General features: G+C 52.3%; 26 protein-coding genes and 1 other annotated feature. Of the genes, 24 read left to right on the top strand and 2 right to left on the bottom strand.

Annotation, left to right across the window (positions count from 1 at the left end):
• Positions 1-160: 160 nt before the first annotated feature.
• Positions 161-1,756, bottom strand: coding sequence for a phosphoglycerate dehydrogenase (serA, locus tag KI379_RS18055; protein WP_076170068.1), 1,596 nt, complete (start codon positions 1,754-1,756; stop codon positions 161-163).
• Between the two features lie 245 nt (positions 1,757-2,001).
• Positions 2,002-2,236: a binding site (T-box leader), on the bottom strand.
• 247 nt (positions 2,237-2,483) lie between these two features.
• On the opposite strand from serA, the gene KI379_RS18050 reads away from it, so the two are divergent.
• From KI379_RS18050 to KI379_RS18040, 3 genes are read left to right on the top strand one after another with little or no spacing between them, the layout of a single operon-like run.
• Entirely contained in the window at positions 2,484-3,077 is a 594-nt protein-coding gene (locus KI379_RS18050) for a CPBP family intramembrane glutamic endopeptidase (RefSeq protein ID WP_076170069.1), read from the top strand.
• Positions 3,074-3,517 (top strand): hypothetical protein, encoded by a 444-nt coding sequence (locus KI379_RS18045; RefSeq protein ID WP_212984362.1) that lies wholly within the window; start codon positions 3,074-3,076, stop codon positions 3,515-3,517. The genes KI379_RS18050 and KI379_RS18045 overlap by 4 nt, the downstream gene beginning before the upstream one ends.
• On the top strand, positions 3,511-4,368 hold the full coding sequence (locus KI379_RS18040) for a metallophosphoesterase (RefSeq protein ID WP_212984361.1): 858 nt from the start codon (positions 3,511-3,513) through the stop codon (positions 4,366-4,368). The genes KI379_RS18045 and KI379_RS18040 overlap by 7 nt, the downstream gene beginning before the upstream one ends.
• A gap of 45 nt (positions 4,369-4,413) precedes the next feature.
• Here the strand turns inward: KI379_RS18040 and KI379_RS18035 are convergent, their stop codons facing one another.
• Positions 4,414-5,349, bottom strand: coding sequence for a polysaccharide deacetylase family protein (locus KI379_RS18035; protein ID WP_212984360.1), 936 nt, complete (start codon positions 5,347-5,349; stop codon positions 4,414-4,416).
• 95 nt (positions 5,350-5,444) lie between these two features.
• Between KI379_RS18035 and KI379_RS18030 the strand changes: the two genes are divergently transcribed.
• From KI379_RS18030 to KI379_RS17930, 21 genes are all read left to right on the top strand, one after another.
• Positions 5,445-5,753, top strand: coding sequence for a hypothetical protein (locus KI379_RS18030; RefSeq protein WP_145131964.1), 309 nt, complete (start codon positions 5,445-5,447; stop codon positions 5,751-5,753).
• Between the two features lie 186 nt (positions 5,754-5,939).
• On the top strand, positions 5,940-6,554 hold the full coding sequence (locus KI379_RS18025; protein WP_076170074.1) for a genetic competence negative regulator: 615 nt from the start codon (positions 5,940-5,942) through the stop codon (positions 6,552-6,554).
• Positions 6,555-6,680: 126 nt separating this feature from the next.
• Positions 6,681-7,376: a glutamic-type intramembrane protease PrsW gene (gene prsW, locus KI379_RS18020; RefSeq protein WP_076170075.1), complete on the top strand. Its 696-nt coding sequence runs from the start codon at positions 6,681-6,683 to the stop codon at positions 7,374-7,376.
• 78 nt (positions 7,377-7,454) lie between these two features.
• On the top strand, positions 7,455-7,604 hold the full coding sequence (locus KI379_RS18015) for a hypothetical protein (protein WP_163879344.1): 150 nt from the start codon (positions 7,455-7,457) through the stop codon (positions 7,602-7,604).
• Between the two features lie 84 nt (positions 7,605-7,688).
• Positions 7,689-9,050, top strand: coding sequence for a germination protein YpeB (gene ypeB / locus KI379_RS18010; protein ID WP_212984359.1), 1,362 nt, complete (start codon positions 7,689-7,691; stop codon positions 9,048-9,050).
• Positions 9,051-9,198: 148 nt separating this feature from the next.
• Positions 9,199-9,852, top strand: a complete 654-nt coding sequence (locus tag KI379_RS18005; protein WP_179232025.1) for a flagellar brake protein — start codon at positions 9,199-9,201, stop codon at positions 9,850-9,852.
• Between the two features lie 69 nt (positions 9,853-9,921).
• Complete coding sequence (locus tag KI379_RS18000; protein WP_212984358.1) at positions 9,922-10,143, top strand: hypothetical protein; 222 nt, start codon at positions 9,922-9,924, stop codon at positions 10,141-10,143.
• A 106-nt stretch (positions 10,144-10,249) separates the two neighbouring features.
• Positions 10,250-10,954 carry a (d)CMP kinase gene (cmk, locus tag KI379_RS17995; protein WP_212984357.1) on the top strand — a complete coding sequence of 235 codons (705 nt, stop codon included), beginning with the start codon at positions 10,250-10,252 and terminating at the stop codon, positions 10,952-10,954.
• Positions 10,951-11,547 carry a lysophospholipid acyltransferase family protein gene (locus KI379_RS17990; protein WP_285855049.1) on the top strand — a complete coding sequence of 199 codons (597 nt, stop codon included), beginning with the start codon at positions 10,951-10,953 and terminating at the stop codon, positions 11,545-11,547. Before cmk ends, KI379_RS17990 begins: the two co-directional genes overlap by 4 nt.
• Positions 11,548-11,670: 123 nt before the next feature.
• Positions 11,671-12,900: a 30S ribosomal protein S1 gene (rpsA, locus tag KI379_RS17985; protein ID WP_076170079.1), complete on the top strand. Its 1,230-nt coding sequence runs from the start codon at positions 11,671-11,673 to the stop codon at positions 12,898-12,900.
• A 251-nt stretch (positions 12,901-13,151) separates the two neighbouring features.
• Positions 13,152-14,474, top strand: a complete 1,323-nt coding sequence (gene der, locus KI379_RS17980; protein WP_076170080.1) for a ribosome biogenesis GTPase Der — start codon at positions 13,152-13,154, stop codon at positions 14,472-14,474.
• A gap of 11 nt (positions 14,475-14,485) precedes the next feature.
• Positions 14,486-15,109, top strand: coding sequence for a glycerol-3-phosphate 1-O-acyltransferase PlsY (gene plsY, locus KI379_RS17975; protein WP_076170081.1), 624 nt, complete (start codon positions 14,486-14,488; stop codon positions 15,107-15,109).
• On the top strand, positions 15,099-16,139 hold the full coding sequence (locus KI379_RS17970) for an NAD(P)H-dependent glycerol-3-phosphate dehydrogenase (protein ID WP_076170082.1): 1,041 nt from the start codon (positions 15,099-15,101) through the stop codon (positions 16,137-16,139). The genes plsY and KI379_RS17970 overlap by 11 nt, the downstream gene beginning before the upstream one ends.
• Before the next feature lie 70 nt (positions 16,140-16,209).
• The gene (locus KI379_RS17965; RefSeq protein WP_076170083.1) at positions 16,210-16,485 is read left to right on the top strand and encodes a stage VI sporulation protein F; all 276 of its coding nucleotides are present in this window, start codon (positions 16,210-16,212) and stop codon (positions 16,483-16,485) included.
• Between the two features lie 224 nt (positions 16,486-16,709).
• A complete protein-coding gene (locus tag KI379_RS17960) occupies positions 16,710-16,889 on the top strand; it encodes a DUF2768 family protein (protein ID WP_076170084.1) in 180 nt (59 codons plus the stop codon).
• 23 nt (positions 16,890-16,912) lie between these two features.
• Positions 16,913-17,215 carry a 2Fe-2S iron-sulfur cluster-binding protein gene (locus KI379_RS17955; protein ID WP_089548059.1) on the top strand — a complete coding sequence of 101 codons (303 nt, stop codon included), beginning with the start codon at positions 16,913-16,915 and terminating at the stop codon, positions 17,213-17,215.
• A 27-nt stretch (positions 17,216-17,242) separates the two neighbouring features.
• Positions 17,243-17,884: a hypothetical protein gene (locus KI379_RS17950; RefSeq protein WP_212984356.1), complete on the top strand. Its 642-nt coding sequence runs from the start codon at positions 17,243-17,245 to the stop codon at positions 17,882-17,884.
• Positions 17,881-18,240, top strand: coding sequence for a 2Fe-2S iron-sulfur cluster-binding protein (locus KI379_RS17945; protein ID WP_089548058.1), 360 nt, complete (start codon positions 17,881-17,883; stop codon positions 18,238-18,240). Before KI379_RS17950 ends, KI379_RS17945 begins: the two co-directional genes overlap by 4 nt.
• Before the next feature lie 78 nt (positions 18,241-18,318).
• Positions 18,319-19,104: a DUF3939 domain-containing protein gene (locus KI379_RS17940; RefSeq protein ID WP_244879325.1), complete on the top strand. Its 786-nt coding sequence runs from the start codon at positions 18,319-18,321 to the stop codon at positions 19,102-19,104.
• 446 nt (positions 19,105-19,550) lie between these two features.
• Positions 19,551-21,029, top strand: coding sequence for a stage IV sporulation protein A (spoIVA, locus tag KI379_RS17935; RefSeq protein ID WP_152398299.1), 1,479 nt, complete (start codon positions 19,551-19,553; stop codon positions 21,027-21,029).
• 285 nt (positions 21,030-21,314) lie between these two features.
• Positions 21,315-22,391: a sugar ABC transporter substrate-binding protein gene (locus KI379_RS17930; protein ID WP_212984355.1), complete on the top strand. Its 1,077-nt coding sequence runs from the start codon at positions 21,315-21,317 to the stop codon at positions 22,389-22,391.
• Positions 22,392-22,490 lie beyond the last annotated feature (99 nt).

Here is a 22,490-nt window from a genome sequence, read left to right as displayed (position 1 = left end):
AAAAAGAACAGGAAACACCTCTGACGGGGTGTTTTTTTGTTGAAGAAAAAAGATTAATCTTGTTCAACGTGGAACATCACTTGTTTCCCACCAACAAAAAACAGCGTAAGCCAGGCTCACTTGAACCTGCTTACGCTGTTCTTCATAAAGTATAGACCGATTAGGAAAGGACGATTTCGACGGCACTGTTGAGTTCCGGAATCGTCGTCAGCTCATTCAGCACTTCTTTCTGCACGCCTTTATCGACGGTCAGAATCATGATGGCTTCGCCGCCGATAATTTTCCGGCCGACCTGCATCGAAGCGATGTTAACGTCGTTCTTGCCGAGCAGCGTTCCGACTTGGCCGATAATACCCGGTTTGTCGTTATGGGAAATCAGGATTTGATGACCCTCCGGAGCGATATCGACAGGGAACTTATTCAGCTGCACGATCCGCTCGCCATAGCCGTTAAGCAGCGTGCCCGCTACCAGACGCTCTTCGTTCTCGGAGGTTTTGAGGGTCACGGTAAGCAGGTTCGTAAAGCCTTTGGATTTAGGAGCCGTGGATACGGCCACGTTGACTTCACGGTTTTTGGCGAGATGCATGCAGTTGACGATATTGACTTCGCTGCCAAGGTGGTGGGCAAGCACGCCTTTGACGATATAGCGAGTCAGCGGAAGGGTGTCGATGTCGGACAAATCTCCCGCATAGTCCACATGAATTTCATGGATCGCCTGGTTTTTCGTAATTTGGGCGGCAAAGCTGCCCAGTTTCTCCCCGAGCGAGAAGTAAGGCTGCAGACGGCTCATGATGCTCGGTGCCACCGGCGGCATGTTGACGGCGTTCTTGAACGGCTCGTCGCGCAGAATATGCAGCACTTCTTCGGACACGTCAATGGCTACGTTCTCCTGGGCTTCGATGGTGGAAGCGCCGAGGTGAGGCGTAACGATAATTTTCGGATGGTTCAGGAACGGATGGTCCTGCTGCGGCGGCTCCGATTCAAACACGTCGAATGCGGCGCCGGCAACGATGCCTTCATCAATCGCTTCAACCAGGGCCATCTCGTCAATGACGCCGCCGCGGGCGCAGTTGATGATGCGCATACCCTTTTTCATCACTTCAAATTGCGGACGGGAAATCATATGGCGGGTCTCCGGCGTAAGCGGCGTATGCACTGTCATAAAATCGGCATTCCGGATAATATCATCCACCGTTGCCAGCTTTACTTCGAGCTTCTCGGCGCGTTCCTGGGTCAGGAACGGGTCGAATGCCAGAATGTTCATGCCGAACGCTTTGGCACGTTTGGCCACCTCACTGCCGATCCGTCCCATACCTAGTACGCCAAGCGTTTTGTTGCGAAGCTCGACGCCAAGGAACGATTTGCGGTCCCAGGTTCCGCCGATCGTTTTGGCATAAGCTTGAGGGATGTGACGGGCCAGTGCCATCATCATCGCAAAGGTATGCTCGCAGGTGGTGATCGTATTGCCGTCAGGGGCATTAATAACGATGATGCCGCGTTGGGTTGCAGCTTCGAGGTCGATGTTATCCACGCCGACACCGGCGCGGCCAACGACTTTCAGGCGGGTTCCCGCGGCCATAATTTTTTCGGTAACACGCGTTTGGCTGCGAACGAGAAGGGCGTCATAATCACCGATGATCGCCGCAAGCTCGTCTTCGGAGAGCCCTGTATTTTTCTCTACCGTAACATCAGGTGCATCGACTAACTGCTGGATTCCGAGATCGCTGATCGGATCCGATACTAACACTTTAAACATTGGTTTCCATCCTCCTTAAATATCTAGAACGCTTATATATAAGGACATGTCCGATAGGAACATATCCGTGAAGCCGAAAGTGGAGCCGCTGAGCAGCCTATGGGAGACAATCAGGCGGACGCCTAAGTTCATTCCGTAAAGCAACGCGGTACTGTGCCAAAGGATGAACGTGCAGCCGGCCGGATTTTTCTCCTTATTCTTAGTTGGACAACAAAAAAACTCCCGATCCGCATACTACTTCCGTAGTAAGGGACGAGAGTTATCGTGGTGCCACCCTAATTCACCGCCGTCTTCGCGAACGGCAGCCTCAAGGTCTTCCGATTGGAGACCTGATTGATAACGGAATCATCCGACTGCACCTACTGGGTAGTTCAATGCAGTTGCTCTGGAACGCTAAAGATGACTTCTCTGTCACCGGTTTGCACCAACCACCGGCTCTCTGGAGACGATAAAGCCTCTTCTTTCCTTCATCGTGTTTCGCTCAATTAATTTTTCCATAATGTATCACGGGCCTATCAGGCGTGTCAATAGGTAAAAGTGCTTCCCTTGAATGTTCTGCTCTTAATCTGCTATGATTCTAATGCTGGGAGGACTTTTTTAACAAAGTTAATTCGTATATTTCGGGGGTCCCGCAGAACACAAACAGATGTTGGAGTAAAGCCTTCACGTTGTGGGATGTTTGCAACCACTCTAGTAACAGAAACTTAATAGACAGGCAGGCCTCATCATGAAAAAAAGGAAATGGAAATTACCCAAAATTCAGCAGGCTAAGCCTGAACAGCTGAATGACCGTCTACTTCTGATCAATCTGTATATCACCCAGGGCCTAACCTTATTGATCGGTCTCGTATGGATTCTGCTGCAGCGAAGAAATCCGCTTGCCTTGTTTCAGCTTCAGCATCCCGGACAAGTTGCGGCATGGGGGCTTGGGCTGGCCGCCGTTATGTTTGCCGTCGATTTCCTCGTCTCCCGGATTACGCCGGAGGAAGTGATGGATGACGGCGGAATCAACAACATGCTGTTTCAGCGCCGTCCCGTATGGCATATTATAGTCATCTCCGCGGTCGTGGCGGTATGCGAGGAGCTGCTGTTCCGCGGAGCCGTACAGCATGCGTTCGGTCCGTATTGGACCAGTATATTATTTGCGGTCATTCACGTCCGGTATTTGAAGCACTGGATTCCAACCGGCTGGGTTTTTTTGAGCAGTTACGGCCTCGGATATATCTACATACATTCCGGAACACTGCTTGCCCCGGTCTTATGCCATTTTATGATTGATTGTGTATCCGGGCTAGTGATTCGATTTCGGAGGGAAGCATGAACAGCGAATTGAGCAGAGTTGAAACGTACAGAAAAAATCGGAAGAAGACCCCGGTAAAAAAGGCGCCTTCAGCCGGTGCCGGTCAACGGACTCCGCCCAAGTCCAAGGCAGCAGAGACGTCTTCAACACGGGCGGCCGGAACGCTGAGACGCGGAAAAACGGCAGGAAATGCAGGGAAGCGGCCGGCGGCCGCCAGAACTGCTGCAGCCGCTTCCGGCTCGGCGGCAGCCCCGCAGTCCCGCCGGAGTAATCGGACTGCCGGAAAAAGGGAGACGGCCGACGAATCCGCCGTTCCGGCAAGGGCGGACACTTACGGTTCCCGGCGCATCAAGATCAGTAAATATTTTACGAACTCTTTAATCTTTTTATTTATCGGTTTAACGGCATTTCTTGTTTATTGGGGAATTAAGGGCGCCCCCCCGCTGGAGGACCTATGGTAGCCCCCTGGCTCGTCTGGGCAGGGGCAGGCGTCGCGGCTGCGGCTGCAGCGCTTTACGCCAGGATGTCGTATGAAGCGAGGCTGGAGCTGGTTCAGCAGGCCGACGTGAGGCTGGAGAGGCTGCCAAAGCCCTTTGACGGCTGCAAGCTTCTGTTCATATCGGATCTGCATAGCAGAAGGCTGACGGGGAAGACGATACGGCAGCTGGCCGGAAAGGTTGATTGGGCGATCCTTGGCGGGGATATTATGGAACGGAATGTACCGCTAAGCCAAGTGGAGCACAACTTAAGGCTGCTCGCCGAAATCGCCCCGGTATATGCCGTATACGGCAACCATGATTATAAGGCCGATCCCGAAGGTTTGGAAAAGCTGATGAACGCATGCGGAGTCACATTGCTGCGGGATGAGAACGTTCCTCTGCTGCGACACGGCGCGCGCCTCTGGTTAACCGGTGTTGATTATCCGCGGTACAAACGAAACGATTATCCTCCGGTTCCACAGCTGCCTGTCCGTGATGCCGGTGCGGAATGCCGCATCCTGGCCGTTCATGACCCGGCCTGGCTGCAGAAGCAGAAGACGATCCAGGCGGACCTTGTGCTTGCCGGCCATACCCATGGCGGACAAATTACGCTGCCGTGGCTCGGACCGGTCCGGCTGAATCAATTTTACCGCAAGTATGCTTCGGGATGGTTTGAATGGGAGCAGCCGGAAGCAGAGGTCCGCCGGCCGCGCATGCTGATCAGCCGCGGTTTCGGCACAAGACGCGTTCCGCTCCGCCTGTGCTGCCCAGCAGAAATGCATGTCCTTACGCTAAGGACAGAATCCATAGAAAAAACACAGATAAACGAGTAAAAGCAGCCGATATGCCGGCTGCTTTTTTGTGCATTGCATGATTCCTTACTTGATTTGAGTATCGATGCTTTCGGGATCTACAAAGGTGTAGCCTTTGCTTTCCAGCTTGGTAAGGAGCGTATCCAGCGCTTCGACGGTCCACGGAAGCTCATGCATTAAAATGTTGCTGCCGCTGTGCAGCTGGTCCAGCACGTTCGAGACAACCTTGTCGGCATTGCCGCCGCTTTTGGAGCTCATCGTCCAGTCGAGCGAGCCGTTGGACCAGGTCATATACAGGAGACCGTTCTCCTTGGCGATTTTCTTGCCGGTATCACCGCCAGCCCCATTGGGGGGACGGAAAAATACCGGCGCTTTGCCAACGGTTGCCTTGACGATCTGCTGCGTATCCTCGATTTGTCTGCGTACTTCCGCTTCGGGCTTATTTTTGAGGATGATATGATCCCAGCTGTGGTTGCCGATAGTCTGCCCGCGGTCCGCTATTAATTTCAACAGCTCGGGATGCTGCTTGACGCGGTATCCATTGACAAAAAATATCGCCTTGGCGTGATGCTTGTCCAGCGTATCGATCAACCCGTTGATCATTTCGGCCTTTTTAGGGCCGTCGTCGAAGGTTAGCAGTACGACTTTTTTCGAAACCCCTTCAACACTCGGAACGATATCGTACGCTTTATTCATGCGATACTGCACCTTTACCGCTTTTGTACCCGACTGCTGATCCTCGGAATCCGGCTTGGATGCGCTGCCTTGATTCGTTTGATCGTTATTCGTTTGATCCTTATTCGTTTCTGGAGAACTTTCCGGTACCGATCCGCCGGGTTGAACGCCGGACGTCCCGTTTGTTGTGGTGCTGCCTGGATGGTTTGTATGTACTTCGTTTGTTTGAGCCGGAGGGACCGCCTTTTGGTCTTTTTGTCCCTCGTTTCCGCAGGCGCTAAGGATGAGCAGGGAGCATAGAGCTAGCGCCGCCGTGATTTTAACCATGATTTCATCTCGCTTTCCTGAATTTATGCCGCATGAGCAGGACCATATTCGCTCAAAATATATTCGACTTCATCCCATAAGGAGGTTGTACCTAAATGAACACTTCTGCTTTTATTGGCGGTATTTTGATTGGTGCTGCTGCAACGACGCTCTTGTCCAGAAACCGGGGACGCAGCATGATTACGTCTGTCATGGGCGGCAATGCCAAGGACAAAATGATGGATATGGCGAACATCGGCATGGGCTCGTCCCATCGTCACGACGCTCATGGTTCCCACAACGATTCGTATTCCAAGGGATCGAGCGTTACCCAGATTAAAGATTTTATCCGCACCAATCCGGATGTCAAGCGGGAAGTGGACATGATTCTGAAAGAGACAAATACGGTGATACCTGGATTGTAAACGCGTCAAACCCATTAGAATCATTTAAAGGGCGGTTATCCGCTCCAAATGATTCTTTTTTTGTCCATTTTACAGCGTGCATTTATGGTTATATAATGATAACATACTTACATAGAACTATTTTCAGCACATATTATGGGAGACATCATAATTTGTTATAACAATGCTTACAAGGAGGATCCTGTCATGAAAATAGAACGCTTAAGCTCAGATAAGATACGGATTTTCCTTACGTTTGACGACCTGAGTGAACGGGGCATCCAGAAGGAGGACATGTGGCAAGAAATCCCGAAGGTGCACGAGCTGTTTACCGAAATGATGGATCAGGCCTATAACGAACTGGGCTTTGATGCAACGGGACCGCTCGCCGTGGAAGTGTTTGCCCTTCCTGCTCAAGGAATGGTCGTCATCGTGACCCGGGGGAAATACGATCATCATCAGTACAGTCAACTGGGTGAAGATGAACTCCCTGAAGAAGTTTACGAAATGGAAGTCACGCTTGAACAAAGCGACTCCATCGTGTATGCTTTTAACGACTTCGAAGTGCTGATCGAAGCTGCACACGTACTTCAACGACATATCACCGAAGCCGGGCGGCTTTATCATTATAGAGATAAATGGGTACTATACATGGACCCCGAAGAAATCGACGCTAATCAGCTTCCTTCGCTGATCGCGGTTCTTGCCGAGTTCGGAGAAGCTGCATCCTATACGGAAGCCGTACTTGAGGAATATGGCAAAGTCGTCATTGCCGAGAATGCGGTTGACGTCATTTGCACACATTTCAAGCGCCAGGATTAACACCGTTGTCCTGATTGAGACATCCCATGAGGATTCATCTTCATGGGATGAACTTTGCTTTGAAGCTGGAGTTACATTCGGCAGGGCCGCTAAGGTCACTGCCAGGAAGTGGAGGGATTAAGAACGGTGCTTTTGTTTTCGGTTATTGCGTCGGCATTGGCGCCGGGTCTTGCCCTACTGACCTATTTTTATTTAAAGGACAGATACGATCAGGAACCGCTGCTTATGGTGATCAAGGTGTTTCTGCTTGGTTTTATGATCGTGGTTCCGGTCATGATCATCCAGCGGGGCCTTACAACGGGTCTCGGCGGCAATCCGTATCTGGATTCTTTTGTCATATCGGCGTTTGTTGAGGAATTTTTGAAATGGTTCGTGCTGTTTCACATGATATACAACCATACGGAGTTTGACGAGCCGTACGACGGAATCGTGTATGCCGTAGCGATTTCGCTTGGTTTCGCGACTGTGGAGAATGTGATGTATGCCTGGTACAGCCACGCATCCTTCGGGGCGATGTTCCTGCGGGCGCTGCTTCCGGTATCGGGGCATGCCATGTTCGGGGTGATGATGGGTTATTACCTCGGCAGAGCGAGGTTTTCGACCGGAGCCAAGGCCAAGCGTTTTCTGGTCTATTCGATGATCATCCCGTGGTTCTGGCACGGGGTCTACGACTTTATTTTAAGCACGATGACGCATTATTGGATCTGGTTTATCGTCCCGCTGATGGCTTTTTTATGGTACGGAGGCATGGGCAAGGTATACCGGGCCAACAACCGCTCCCCGTTCCGTTTCCTGAAGCGGGAGGAAGAGGTTAATACGTAATTAAATTGGGCACACTTTATCCTAAGAAGTTACAATCCGCATTCGGATACAATCTTTTTAGGATGGAGGTGTCCTTTTTTGCGTGTCAAAGTAAAAATCGTCTGCAGGCAGTGCGGGGAACGCTACGTGCTGCGCGGCAAAAAAGAACGCGGGAAGATCGAAACCGGCTTCAAGCAGTGCCTGTGCAACAACCAAAGCCAGTTCGATATCGAAGAAGACCCGTTTTGAACCGATACCTGGGAAACGATGCATAAGACTCCTTTCTTCTAGTCAAACTAACACCAGCTTTAAGTTGATGAAAGGAGACTTCACATGTACAAGCGATTAAGCGCTGTTTTATTTCCCATAGTCACCCTGTTTATGATCGGAGCGTTTGTGTGGGGGTACCAAGAGAACCAGGAGAAGAACGCCGTGCTGATCAAGGCGGAAAACCAGTATCAGCGGGCTTTTCATGACCTGTCCTATCATATGGACCGCCTGCACAGCGAGCTTGGCAATACGCTGGCCGTAAGCTCGGCTTCCAATGCGATGCACCGGAAAGGGCTGGTCAACGTGTGGCGGCTGACAAGCGAAGCGCAGAACGAAATCAACCAGCTGCCGCTCACCATGCTGCCGTTTAACAAAACCGAAGAGTTTCTGTCCAAAATATCGAAGTTTTCCTACCAGACCTCCATGCGGAATTTGGAGAAAGAGCCGCTGTCAAATGAGGAGATCAAAAACCTGAAGGCGCTCTACGCCAACTCCGGACAAATCACCAAGGATCTCCAGGACGTGCAGTCCAAGGTGATCAGCAACCGGCTGCGCTGGATGGACGTAGAAAGCGCGATGGCCACGGAAGACAAGAAGCTGGACAACACCATTATCGACGGCTTCAAAACGGTAGACAAAAGGGTCGGCGAGTACCCGGAATTGAACTGGGGTCCGTCGGTATCCAGCATCTATGACAAGCGATCGGTGAAAAAGCTGTCCGCACAGCCGGTATCTCCCGAGGATATCAAGCGGAAAGCAGCCGATTTTGCCGGCGCGGGAGGAGGCCAATCCAACGTTCAAGTTACCGAAAACGGGAAAGGAACCGAATGGGCATCCTACACCGCCACCGTCAGATCCAACAACCGGCCTGCTCCGCTGTCGCTGAACTTCACCCGTCAAGGCGGCCACTTGATTTCCTTTTCCGATAACCGGGAAGTCGGACCGAAGGCGGTTACGATGGAAGAAGCCCGCAAGAAGGCCGATCAGTTTCTGCAAAGTAAGGGCTATAATGACATGACGGCCGTTACAGCAGACCAGTATGATAATATGGGCAACTTCACATATGTGCGCAAGCAGGACGGCGTACTGGTGTACCCGGAAAAAATGACGGTTCGGGTCGGGCTCGATAACGGCGAGGTGACCGGGTTCCAGGCCAGCGATCTCGTTTACGAGCAATCCCAGGCGCGTAAAATTCCAAAACCGAAGCTGACCTTGAGCCAGGCGCGGAAGAAGCTGAATCCCGAGTTTAAGGAAAACTACAACCGGCTGGCGCTGATCAAGGATGATTCGGGCCAGGAAGCTCTGTGCTACGAATTCGGAGGCAACATTAACGGCTCCAGATACCGGATATACATGGATGCCAATGACGGCTCTGAACGGGTCGTAGAGGAACTCAAGGATTCGGATAAAAAAGCGGTGAAATAGGCAAAAAGTTGCAAGGATCAAGTGATGAGCAAAGCCTCTCGGATCAGTCGAGGGGCTTTTTTTATTGCGCAAAAACACTGCTTACCTATGAACAAAGACATGGTATAATCAGGATAGAATGCTATTTTACAGGCTGGCGGTGAGTTTGTTGTTTCCTAAAATCAGCGATCAATTGTTTATCTCCGTGGATTCCGGAGACCAGAAAGAAGCGGGGATGGAGTACAAGTCCCGCATCACGGATTTGGAGGACGAGTCCATTCTGATGGAAGTGCCCATCCAGGAAAAGACCGGGCAGCTGAAGCGGCTGCACATGGGTGACGAGCTTTCGGTGTATTTTTTGACCGACGGCGGCGTTAAAAATTTTTTCAATACTTACGTGCTCGGCTTCAAGGAAGACGTCGTCCGGATGGTGCGGATCCGCAGGCCTGAGCCCGAGTCGATCGGCAAAGTCCAGCGCCGAAGCTTTTTGCGCGTCAATGCCGGTTTGGAGGTGGCGGTCCAGACCGAACACAATATCCGCTTCGTCACGCGTACAGAAGATGTCGGCGGGGGCGGCATTTCCTTTTATAGTGACGCCGACATGGCGATCCGGGAAGGTGACATGCTGTCCTGCTGGGTGCTCGTACCGTATAAGAACGGAAACCTGGAGCACGTTCCGTTTAAAGGCAGCGTCGTCCGGATCCAGCAGCTCGACAACGGCCGGAAAATCATGATGCTGAAGTTTGAAGCGATTACGGATATGGAGCGGCAAAAGCTGATCCGGTACTGCTTCGAGCGCCAGTTTGATTTCCGGAACCGCTGAGAGATCGGGTGAGGGAATATTTTGCAATGCCAAGGATACACTAGTAGGAAAATTCAGGGAGTGTATCTGATGGATGAACAGGATCGCGTTCGGCAGTATCTCCGGCTGTTCGGGGAATGCTTTGACGTTTTGTCCAAATGGGTGAAAAGGGCTTTGATTGTGCTTGTCGTTATGCTGATCCTCATACAGGGGGCGCTTCATATCAAGCAGGTCAGACCATACTTGTCCCCGGTGTACAAGCTTGACGGCATCCCTGTCAAAGAGCGGGATGTCAGGGATTGGAAAGAGTAAAATGGAGGGACGTTTTTGCATCGGAATAGGTTGTGTGGTATAATTTTCTCGACGCAGGCAATGCCTGCTTTTTTCTTGAGGCTTATGTTTGAGGAGGAATGCCCCTTTGGTTAGGCAGGGGACAGAGGATAACTTGAAAATCAACATTGCGATCGATGGACCTGCCGGGGCCGGCAAAAGCACGATTGCCCGCCTGGTGGCGAGAACCCTCTCGTACATATACGTGGACACCGGAGCCATGTATCGGGCCGTAACGTGGTTTATGATGGAGCAAGGAATTGGACCGGAATTTCCTGAAAAAGTGCTTCAACTCACCCAAAAGATGGTGATTGAATTAATACCCGGGGAAGACGGGCAGAAAGTTCTGGTCAACGGCGAAGATGTGACCCCTTACATCCGTTCTTTGCAGGTGAACGGGATGGTATCCCAATACTCACAGATTGAAGGAGTAAGACGCCACCTCGTTGGGCTGCAGCAGCAGATGGCTCTGCACAAGGGCATAGTGATGGATGGACGAGATATCGGAACGACCGTGCTTCCCGATGCCGAAGTGAAGATTTTCATGACGGCAAGCGTCAAAGAGCGTGCTCTCCGCCGGTACAAGGAAATGAACGATGCGGAAGGAATGACACTTGAACAGCTTGAGAAGGATATCGAAAGACGTGACCGTCTGGACGCAGAGCGCGAAATTTCGCCGCTTCGCTGCGCCGATGACGCCATTGTCCTGGATACGACTCACATGGATATACCTCAGGTTGTCGACACCATCGTTGATTACTGCAAAACGTACAGGGGTGGGGAGAAGAATTGAAGATTTACGTTTTTTGCCGGGATATCCTTAGGGCCATATTCACCTTGTTGTACCGCTTTGAAGCGGTCGGCACGGAGAATATCCCCAAAGAAGGCGGGGTGCTGCTCTGCTCCAATCACAAAAGTCTGCTCGATCCGATATCCGTCGGGATCAAGGTGAAGCGGCAGGTCAAGTTCATGGCCAAGGAAGAATTGTTCAAAGTTCCTGTACTGGGATGGCTGATCACCCAGTTCGGAGCGTTTCCCGTCAAGCGGGGGGGAGTCAGCAAAGAGTCTTTCAAGACCTCCATCTCCATTTTGCGCGGCGGTGAAATCATGGGCATCTTTCCGGTAGGCACGCGCTTCTCCGATACTGGCGCCGCCAAGAAAGGGGCTGCCATGTTTGCGCTCCGCGGCAATGCCGCCGTCGTGCCGGCCGCGATTATCGGCGATTACAAGATTTTCAGAAAAATGAAAATCGTGTATGGACAACCTATCGTCCTGGATGACCTGAAAAGCGGCGAGGTGGATGGCGATCCGCTCGAGCTGGTGACAGAACGCATCATGGACCGGATCCATGAAATGGAGAAGACCGGAAGACCTTCGGGGAATTAGCCGGGCGTGCATGAACACAAGCACTTATTGGAAACATATGATTCGTACTGCTTTATGATGTTTTGAACTCTGCGTCAGCAGGTTTGAATAAATGGGTTTTTTTGAATTGAGGAGGGTATTGACATGTCGGAAGAAACGAAAAATCAAGAAACTGCAGAAGCGGTAAACCAAGAGGAATTGGATCAATTCGTATCCTTGAAAAAAGGGGACACCGTGAAAGGCACGATCGTCAAACTGGAGGACAACCAGGCTTATGTAAGCATTGGATATAAATATGACGGCGTCATTCCGGTCCGCGAACTGTCTTCCGTACACCTTGACAACGCATCCGAAGCGGTGCAGGTTGGTCAGGAAGTGGAATGCAAGGTTGTCAGCATCGACGACGAGAAGGAAAGACTTGTTCTTTCCAAGCGCGCGATCGACAGCGAGAATGCTTGGGATGAGCTCGAGAAGCATTTCGAAGCTCAGGACGCTTTCGAAGTTACCGTAGCTGACGTGGTAAAAGGCGGTCTCGTCGCAGACGTGGGCGCACGCGGATTTATCCCGGCTTCCATGGTAGAGCGTCATTTCGTTGAAGACTTCAGCGACTACAAAGGCCGCACGCTGCGCGTGAAGGTGAAAGAGCTTGACCGTGAGAACAACAAAGTGATCCTGTCGCAAAAAGACGTTCTCGAAGAAGAGTTCGAAGCCAACAAGCAAAAAGTGATGGGTGAACTCCAAGAAGGACAAGAAATCGAAGGTACGGTTCAGCGTCTGACTCAATTCGGCGCCTTTGTTGATGTGGGCGGCGTTGACGGACTGGTTCACGTGTCCGAAATGGCTTGGCATCATGTGGACAAACCTTCCGATGTCGTGTCCGAAGGCGACCAAGTGAAGGTAAAAGTGCTCAAAGTTGATCCGGAAAAAGGCAAAATCAGCCTGAGCATTAAGGCTGCCCAGCCAGGACCATGGGAATCCGCAGCCGACAAGTTCCATACCGGCGATGTAGTAACAGGCGAAGTGAAGCGTCTTGTCACTTTCGGTGCTTTCGTTGAGCTGGCGCCAGGTGTCGAAGGACTTGTTCATATTTCGCAAATTTCCCATAAGCACATCGGTACACCGCATGAAGTGCTCAAAGAAGGCCAAGAAGTTCAAGTCAAAATCTTGGACATCAACACGGCTGAAAAGCGCGTAAGCCTGAGCATCAAGGAAACCGAGGAAGCTCCTGCGGCAGCTCCAAGACCGGAAAGAGCACCGAAGAGCAGCGCGCACAAGGATGATCTGAAAGACAACCCGAACGTATCGCTCAGCAACCAAGGCCTCAGCATTACACTCGGTGAACGTTTTGGAGACAAACTCAGCAAATTTAAATGATTTGGGCCTCCAAAATTGAAATCGGTGAACCCTTACACGGGTTTACCGATTTTTTTTTAGATTAGCAAGTATGCTGACTCGGGGAAATTGGTACGAGATGTTCGATCATGAAAGCCAAAGAATCGGCCATGCATGGTTCGGTGTATGCTTTGGAAAAATACAATTAACATTCGCTATTCCTATGAAAGGTTAGCCAAAAGAAACGTTTTTTGCTATGATGATTATCGTAAGAATTGACAGGAGGAGTGACTATGGCAAGACCCGTAGTGGCAATCGTGGGCAGGCCTAATGTGGGAAAATCCACCATTTTTAACCGTTTGGTCGGGGACAGGCTGGCCATTGTAGAAGATAAGCCGGGCGTGACGCGTGACCGGATTTACAGCGTTGCCGAATGGAACGGCAAACCTTTCAGTGTCATTGACACGGGAGGTATTGAAATTGACGGTGACGATGAAATTTTGAAATCGATCCGTATGCAGGCTGAGCTTGCTATCGAAGAAGCCGACGTCATCGTCTTTATGTGCGATGCCAAGAGCGGCGTAACCCAATCTGACGAAGAAGTAGCCCAGATGCTTTTCCGTTCCGGAAAACCGATCGTGCTGGCCGTAAACAAAGTGGACAATTTGCAGCGCAATGACGACATTTACGAGTTTTACAGCCTCGGTTTTGGGGACCCGATCGCGATATCCGGCAGTCACGGAACCGGGATCGGCGATCTTCTGGACGCTATTGTAGATATTTTGCCAGACCTGACGGATGACGAGTACGATGAGGACGTGATTCGGGTTGCACTGATCGGACGCCCGAATGTCGGCAAATCGTCGCTCGTGAATGCGATCCTCGGCGAAGAACGCGTCATTGTCAGCGATATTGCGGGTACGACCCGGGATGCCATTGACACTCCGTTTGAGCGGGACGGGCAGCGTTACGTGCTGATCGATACCGCCGGTATGCGTAAACGCGGAAAAGTATACGAAACGACCGAGAAGTACAGCGTTATGCGGGCGATGCGCGCCATCGAAAGAGCGGACGTGGTGCTTGTCGTCATTAACGGTGAAGAAGGGATCATTGACCAGGATAAGCATATTGCTGGTTACGCTTACGAGGCTGGCAAAGCTTCTCTTTTTGTCGTCAATAAATGGGACGCCGTCGAGAAGGATGACAAGACGATGCACCAGTTTGAGAAAAAGATCCGCGATCACTTCCTGTTTATGACCTACGCGCCGATTCTGTTTCTGTCCGCCAAAACGAAGCAGCGGCTCCACAAGCTTCTGCCGGTCGTTCAGCACGTCGCCGAGCAGCATTCGCTGCGGGTGCAGACGCATCTATTGAATGACGTCGTATCTGACGCCGTGGCGATTAATCCGCCTCCGACGGACAAGGGGCGCCGTCTGCGTATCAACTATGCGACGCAGGTTGCGGTCAAGCCGCCGACGATGGTCATTTTCGTGAACGATCCGGAACTGATGCACTTCTCTTACGAGCGTTATTTGGAGAACAAGATCCGGTCTGCTTTTGATTTTGAAGGAACGCCTATACGCATCTTTACTCGGCGCAAATCGGATGAAAGTTAGGGGAGAATAGCTTGGTTCTACAGATCATCGCCATTATACTGAGTTACTTGCTCGGTTCCATCAGCTTCAGCGTCGTCCTTGCCAAGCTGCTGAAAGGGATCGACATCCGTCAGCACGGCAGCGGTAATGCGGGAGCGACGAATACGCTGCGCATACTGGGAAAGGGACCGGCCGTTCTGGTTCTGGCGCTGGACGTCCTCAAAGGAATCGCGGCTGTGTGGATCGGCGTGTGGATGGGCGGAGGCGAGGCATGGGTTCCCGCATTATGCGGCATCGGTGCGATCGTCGGGCATAATTGGCCGGTGTATTTTCACTTCCGCGGGGGCAAAGGCATTGCGACGACCATTGGCGTCATGGCGACACTGAGCTTTCTGCCAGCACTGTATGCCGGCATTATCGCCATTCTGCTAATCGTGGTTACACGGTACGTGTCGCTGGGATCGCTGGTGTTCGTGGCGCTTACGCCTGTATTTTTGCTCATTTTGGGTTATGCCTGGCCGATTTTTTGGACCAGTCTCATTATTTGTTTATTTGCCTTCTGGAGACATCGGAGCAATATTGTGAAAATTCTTCAGGGTCGGGAAAACAAAATCGGATCCGGAGGGCCCAAAGGGGGTAAAGGGATTGTCAAATAAAGTGGCTGTATTGGTCGCGGGCAGCTGGGGAACGGCTTTGGCCAGCGTGCTGGCTGCAAACCATCCGGAGGTGGTGCTGTGGAGCCGAAATCCGGATCAGGTCAAGGAAATCAATGAGCAGCATACCAACAACCGCTATCTGCCGGACGCTCAGCTGCCAGTCAATCTGAAAGCGACAAGCGACATGGGTGAAGCGGTGTCGGGGGCGAAGGCCGTAGTTATCGTTGCCCCATCCAAAGCGATGCGGCAGGTGGCGCGGGATTTAAGCGCTCATTGGCAGAAGGATATGCTCGTGATCCACGCGACGAAAGGTTTTGAGACCGAAACGTTGAAGCGGATGTCTACGGTCATCGCTGAAGAGCTGGGCTGCGAAGAGGGAAGAATCGTAGTCATGTCCGGTCCAAGCCATGCGGAGGAGGTCGTCAAGCGGTGCCCGACCACCGTTGTGGTCGCATCACTGACCGAGAGCGAGGCGGTCGCCGCGCAGGACTTGTTTATGAATTCCGACTTCCGCGTATACACGAACCGGGATATGGTCGGGGTCGAGCTCGCGGGAGCGCTGAAGAACATCATTGCCCTCGGCGCGGGCATGTCGGATGGCCTTGGCTTCGGGGACAACGCAAAAGCGGCGCTGCTGACGCGAGGTTTGGCTGAAATCACCCGGATCGGCGTGGAAATGGGAGCGAACCCGCTCACGTTCTCCGGCCTCGCGGGCGTCGGGGACCTGGTGGCCACGGCAACGAGCAGGCACAGCCGGAACTGGCGGGCAGGCTCCATGCTCGGTCAAGGCAAAAACCTCGATGAGGTGCTGGATTCGATGGGCATGGTGGTGGAAGGTGTCCGGACGACCCAAGCGGCGCATGACATCTCGAAAAAATACGGCGTACAGATGCCGATAGCCGATCAGCTGTACCACGTGCTCTTTTTGAACCGGAATCCGCGCATTGCCGTCGAGGCGCTCATGGGCCGGGACCCGAAGACCGAAATGGAGACGATGAAGCTGGAAACGTGGGAGCAGTGGCACCGTTAATGCTTATTCACCTTTTTCCGCACTTCCTCATATATTAGGGTTGAGGAATGCCGGAGGAGGGGAGAAGACATTGAGCAAAAACATTTCTAGGGATGCGCTGAAGGCGATCAATAAGAAAACGGGCAAAAACATCTCTGAAAGTGCCGTCAAAAAACTGGCCAGCACGGTTAAGCCGTCGACCATGCAAAACGAGGCCCAGCTCCGTCAGCTGATTAAACAAGTATCCGCGATGGCCAACGTTCCCGTCAGCGAGGAAACCATCAAGGATATCATCAGCGCCGTGAAGAAAAGCGGGATGAATCCTGAAAACATGGAAGCGTTGATGAAAATGATGATGAAGAAATAATCATATAGGTCTGACGAAAAAAGAGCATGAAGTCTTTGGAGCCGGAGGCTGCAGGGCTTTTCGCTCTTTTTTTATATGTGTCAAATCGTCTCTGCTGTTCCGATGAGAGGAAGAAGTACGGGGACTGCTGACCGAGCCTTACTTTGTGGGCGCATTTTGCGAAATTGGACAAGTTTCGTGTTATAATACGGTTAATGATGGAACAGATTGGAGAGTTTTAGCGTATGGATCCAATGACAAAAATGTGGGTATCCCTGATCGCCATCTTGATTATGGGGCTATCCGTCTTTCTCATTACCTTCGCCCGAACCAAAACAAAGGGGGTTCTTCGGGGAGCCCTCTCTTTGGTCGCATTTGTCATTATGGTGGTCGGATTTTTGGGCGGCATGGCAGCATTAATGTAGCAAAGGAACGGTGGATAACGAACATGGAAGCAGCATTACAGCTAATTGGAAGAACAATCGAGAAAACCGTCGTGCCTGAACCGGGCAAAAGCATCCTTCAGCATGCGAAGGACAACAAAGTGGACTGGCAGCATCTCTGCACCCGTGGTACTTGTGCCCGCTGCCGCTGTCTGATTTCCGAGGGGGCGGAGCACCTGGAGGAACCGACGAAAGCGGAACATCTTCGCCTCGACCCGGAAGAGTTTGACGAGGGCTATCGTCTAGGGTGCCAAGCCGTGGTCAAGACGGCGGGAAAAATCGTAGCCAGAAACAAAACGTATTTTTAAATGGACCGGAAGATTGGAGTGTGTGCCGTGCAGATCCCAGCCGAATTACAGCAAGCCCTGCATGACGCCTCTCATGCGCTGTCGCAAACTTCATCCTGCTGGTTGATTGGCGGAAGCTGCGGGCTATTGCTTCAGGACGTGCATTTGGATAAACCGCCACGCGATATCGACATCTACGCCGATTCGGCCTCCGTATCGGAGCTTCATCATGCCCTCGCAGGGTGGGAGGTGGATCAGCCGGTCCTGAGCGTTACGGATCAATACAGGTCCGTGTTAAGCCATTATAAGTTGAGCCGGTACACGCTGGAACTGGTGGGAGGGTTCGAAGTTCAGGCGGAGGGTTCGCATTATAAGGTTGAAATTAACCGGAGGCTGGCCTCTGCGGGCGTCCATGCGAAACTCAACTCAATACGGATTCCGCTGATGCCGCTCAGCCATGAGCTGCTGTTTAATGTGCTTCGGAACCGGGAGGACCGGTACACGGCGATTGCTGCTGCCATGCGGGCAGATTTGCAGGCCCATTTACCGCTTCTTGAGGATCTGCTCTCGGATAATGCGTTCCAATCCGAACACATTCAGATCATTTCCCAACTACTCCATACCGAGTCGTTAGTACGATTTGCGGTAAACGGGCAGGATTCAGGCCATGCCGGGCGGGAACGCCAATGAACCATAAAGTTACGTTCCAGCCGTCAGGCAAAAGCGTTCTCGTCCGTGAAGGCATATCGCTGCTCCATGCGGCCAGGGATGCAGGTGTATACATACCCACGCGATGCGGGGGCAAAATGGGCTGTTTGATGTGCAAAGTTCAGGTTGACGCCGCCAGCGCCGGACAGCTGACCCCTCCCGCCGAGGCGGAGAAGCGCAAGCTCGGTTCCCTGATCCGCAGCGGCACCAGGCTGTCTTGTCAAGCCAGAGTGCGCGGGGCGGTGACGGTGACAGTCCCGGAAGACAAATTGAAGGCGGCGGTCCGCAAGCAGCTGGAAGCAGCAAGGAACCGTGACAGGGAGGACGACCTGTGGTAGCGGCAGGCAGGACAAACACGTTACAGGCTGCTTGATGTATCAATCGGCTTTACTATATGCAAAGGGTGATATTTGTTGATGACACCGGCTTTGACCAACAAGATGATGAAGGGAGCCCGGAAGGCGGCGACGGCTGTCATGGTGCTGCTGTTGATCATGACAGCCACAGCCTGCATGTATCCGGATCAGAAGAGCGGTGAGACGAGGGTATCCTACCGTGAAAGTGTGAAACGCATCCAGTCCGCGATGGACGATTTTCAAAAGGACCAGGGGATCCTGCCGATCATCAATGCGGATGAGACGACGCCGCGCTTTGAGAAGTTCCGTATCGACCTGGACCAGCTCCAAAAACGGGGCTACTTGGACGATATCCCGACGACCGCCTTTGAGAAAGGCGGAAGCGCATACTTTCTGGTACAGAACGAAGAGACCGACCCGACCGTTAAGGTCATGGATCTCGTCACGGTGCAAAAGGTCAACGACGTGCAGCGGGCGGTCGATTTGTATAAGTCCAAGCATGATGGGCAGCTGCCGGCCGGCGAAGAAATATATCCCGGGATCCATACCGTTGACCCGGATCTGGCCGGCACAAACAATGTTGAGCTGAAGAGCGTATATTCGGGTCAGGACATGAGCTTTATTATGGATGCCAAGGGCGTCGTGTACGCGGATTATGCGTTTGATATTATGCAGTTGATTGACAAGGAAGGCGTGAAGCCTTCCAAAGACGAGGATTTACGAGATTACCTCATCAAGTCTTCCGATTATGTACCGGTGAAGTCGCTGCCGTACGAGTGGTCCGGTGATGCGCCAGTCGCCAATCGGAGACAGGGGCGTGAAGCTGAACGTACAGATTGGAAGTGAATGGCCTGCTGGAAACAGCAGGTCTTTTTTTATGCGTATTACTATGTTTTTCGGGATTCCCGCTAGCAAAACAGCATCAACAAGCGGATAAGCGGCTGTGCGCAGGTAGTTATGTTGTGCTGCATGCTTCATATACATATTTATTTCTGCCCCGGCATATATCTGAGAGGGATGACGAGGGGCATGCGAACGACGCAGGGATTATATGAATTTTATTCCGAATACCCGTCATATTGTTTTTAATAGGTACATACTATGATACTAGTCCAAATGCCTACGGAGTAACGCCGCTTTGCCGTTTCCCATCCTACCTGACTACCGGCGGCGGACTACTGACGACATTGTAAGGCTCAAATCCGTTGCAATGGCTCGAGGCTCCAGATGGAACACGAAGCGGATGCTCTTAAAGCATTTTTCCTTCGGAGTAAATGAGGAGGGGATCTCTTTTGGAAAAAGTGGACATTTTTAAAGACATTGCCGAACGAACTGGCGGGGACATTTACCTGGGTGTCGTCGGCGCCGTCCGCACAGGAAAGTCAACATTTATTAAACGGTTTATGGAAACAATCGTACTGCCGAACATTGCAAGCGAAGCAGACCGCGCCAGAGCGGTCGATGAGCTCCCGCAGAGCGCTGCCGGGAAGACGATTATGACCACCGAGCCGAAGTTTGTACCGAACAATGCGGTGCAGCTGAAGGTCACCGAAGGTCTGGAAGTGAACGTCCGCCTCGTGGACTGCGTAGGCTATGCGGTCGAAGGCGCCAAAGGCTATGAGGATGAAAACGGTCCGCGCATGATATCGACGCCATGGTTCGAGGAGCCGATCCCGTTCCAAGAAGCGGCCGAAATCGGGACGCGGAAAGTGATTCAGGAGCACTCCACGCTGGGCGTTGTGGTGACCACGGACGGCACGATTGCCGAAATTCCGCGCCACTCCTATGTGGAAGCTGAAGAACGCGTCATCGCCGAGCTGAAGGAAGTCGGTAAGCCGTTTGTGCTGGTCATCAACTCCACGAAGCCGCGGAGCGAAGAAACGCTGCAGCTGCGCAATGAGCTCGCCGAGAAATACGACATTCCGGTCATGGCGCTCAGTGCGGCCACAATGACGGAGGATGACGTCACCGGCGTCCTGCGCGAAGTGCTGTACGAATTCCCGGTGCACGAAGTCAACGTCAACCTGCCTAGCTGGGTTATGGTGCTGAACGAGAAGCACTGGCTGCGCAGCAACTATGAAAATTCCGTACGCGATACGGTCAAGGATATCCGCCGTTTGCGCGACGTGGACCGGGTGGTTACCCAGTTCATGGACTACGACTTCATCAACCGTGCGGCGCTCAGCGGCATGAATATGGGCCAAGGGGTAGCCGAGATCGACCTGTTCGCTCCGGATGAACTGTACGATCAAATCCTGATGGAAGTGGTCGGGGTGGAAATCCGCGGTAAGGACCACCTGCTGCAGCTGATGCAGGAATTCTCGCATGCCAAGCGGGAGTACGACCGGTTCGCCGAGGCGCTGGAGATGGTCAAGACGACCGGTTACGGCATCGCCGCTCCGTCGCTGGCCGAAATGTCGCTCGATGAGCCGGAGCTGATCCGCCAAGGATCCCGTTTCGGGGTTCGCTTGAAGGCGACGGCGCCTTCGATCCATATGATCCGCGTCGATGTCGAGTCGGAATTCTCGCCGATCATCGGTACGGAGAAACAGTCCGAGGAACTTGTGCGCTATCTCATCCAGGACTTCGAAAACGATCCGATCAAGATCTGGGATTCAGACATTTTCGGCAGATCGCTGCACTCTATCGTACGGGAAGGCATTCAAGGCAAGATCGCCATGATGCCGGATAATGCGAGATATAAACTGCAGGAGACGCTCGGACGCATTATCAATGAGGGCTCTGGCGGATTGATCGCGATTATTTTGTAACCCATCAGCATGAAGTAAAAACCGTAGGCAAGCGCCCGCTTGCTTGCGGTTTTTTTGTGCTTGAATGCAGAAATGGATACCTGTTGATAGTAATTCCTGTTTTATACATAAAAATAAGCAAATGGCTGCTCGGAGCCGAGTTAAGGGACCGTAATTACAGGTTTTTTATGAAAAAAAGAAAGTATTTATACAAACTCTTAAAAACCTATTTACATACTTGGATATAGGCTTTATATTAGTGTATAACATTTTAACATAGTGAAGCTTTTAAGGGGGAAGAGAGAAATGCGTTTAAGAGGTAAAAAAAGGGGTTTCGTGTTGGCATCCGTCCTGCTGGTGCTGTCGATGGTGATGAGCGCCTGCGGTCATAACGCGCCGCCGGCATCGGACTCGGGGAGTGCATCCGGTGCAAATGCGGACAAGCCTCTGGCTGGCAAACGAGTTGCGCTTATCATGGAGTTTAACACAGGGACGTTTTCCCAGCAATACGTTCAAGGGGTAACCGAGGAAGTGGAGAAATTCGGCGGAAAGCTGACGAAGTTCGTGGCCGCCAACGATAAAGCAAAAATGGCGTCTCTGCTGGATTCGGCCATCACGCAGCATTTTGACTTGATTCTGACCGACCACGGCGATTCGCTCCTCGAACCTGGCCTGCGCAAGGCGGTGGAGCAGAAGATCCCTGTCGTCGTCTTCGACGCTGACGTGAACGTTCCCGGCGCGACTGTGCTCTCTCAGGACGACCAGAAAATGGCCGACCTGACGCTGCAGCAGATGAAGGAAGACATCGGGGGCAAGGGCAACATCGTTAAAGTATGGGTGGCCGGATTCGCACCGATGGAACGGCGCCAAATCTCTTACGCGAAATTTATGAAAGAGAATCCGGATATCAAGGAAATCGCTACGTTCGGCACCGCGAATAACCCGGCACTGGACACGCAGACCCAGATGGAAGCGATTCTGAAGCAGTATCCGAAGGGACAGATTTCGGCCGTTTGGGCTGCATGGGACGAGTTCGCCAAAGGGGCTGCGCGCGCCATCCAGCAGGCCGGACGCGATGAAATCAAGGTGTACGGCATCGATATGAGCGACGAGGACCTGCAAATGATCCAGGATCCTAGCAACCCGTGGGTCGCATCCGCCGCTGTCGATCCAAAGGATATCGGACGCATCCAGGTCCGCTATGGCTACCAGAAGCTGCATGGTGATCAAACCGATGACAAGGTCGTTCTGAATCCGGTCTATGTATCCCGCGACGCGCTTCCTAAGGAGCAAATTTCCACTACCGAGCTGTCCCAATATGTAGACGGCTGGGGTGCCAGCAAGCAAGGGCTTCAGGACTGGATGAACGAGTACAGCAAGTAAAAAAGATCCGGTCAAACCGGCAAATGCAAGTCTTGGGGTGGTGCTGAGGCGCTGCCCTTTTTCAGGAACAGGGGCTAAGCTGCACGCCACTTTGTGTGG

The sequence above is a fragment of the Paenibacillus cineris genome (genome assembly GCF_018333335.1).
Classification (GTDB): domain Bacteria; phylum Bacillota; class Bacilli; order Paenibacillales; family Paenibacillaceae; genus Paenibacillus_AQ; species Paenibacillus_AQ favisporus.
Note: the sequence above shows the minus strand (reverse complement) of the source record. Positions and strands in the feature narration are given on the sequence as shown.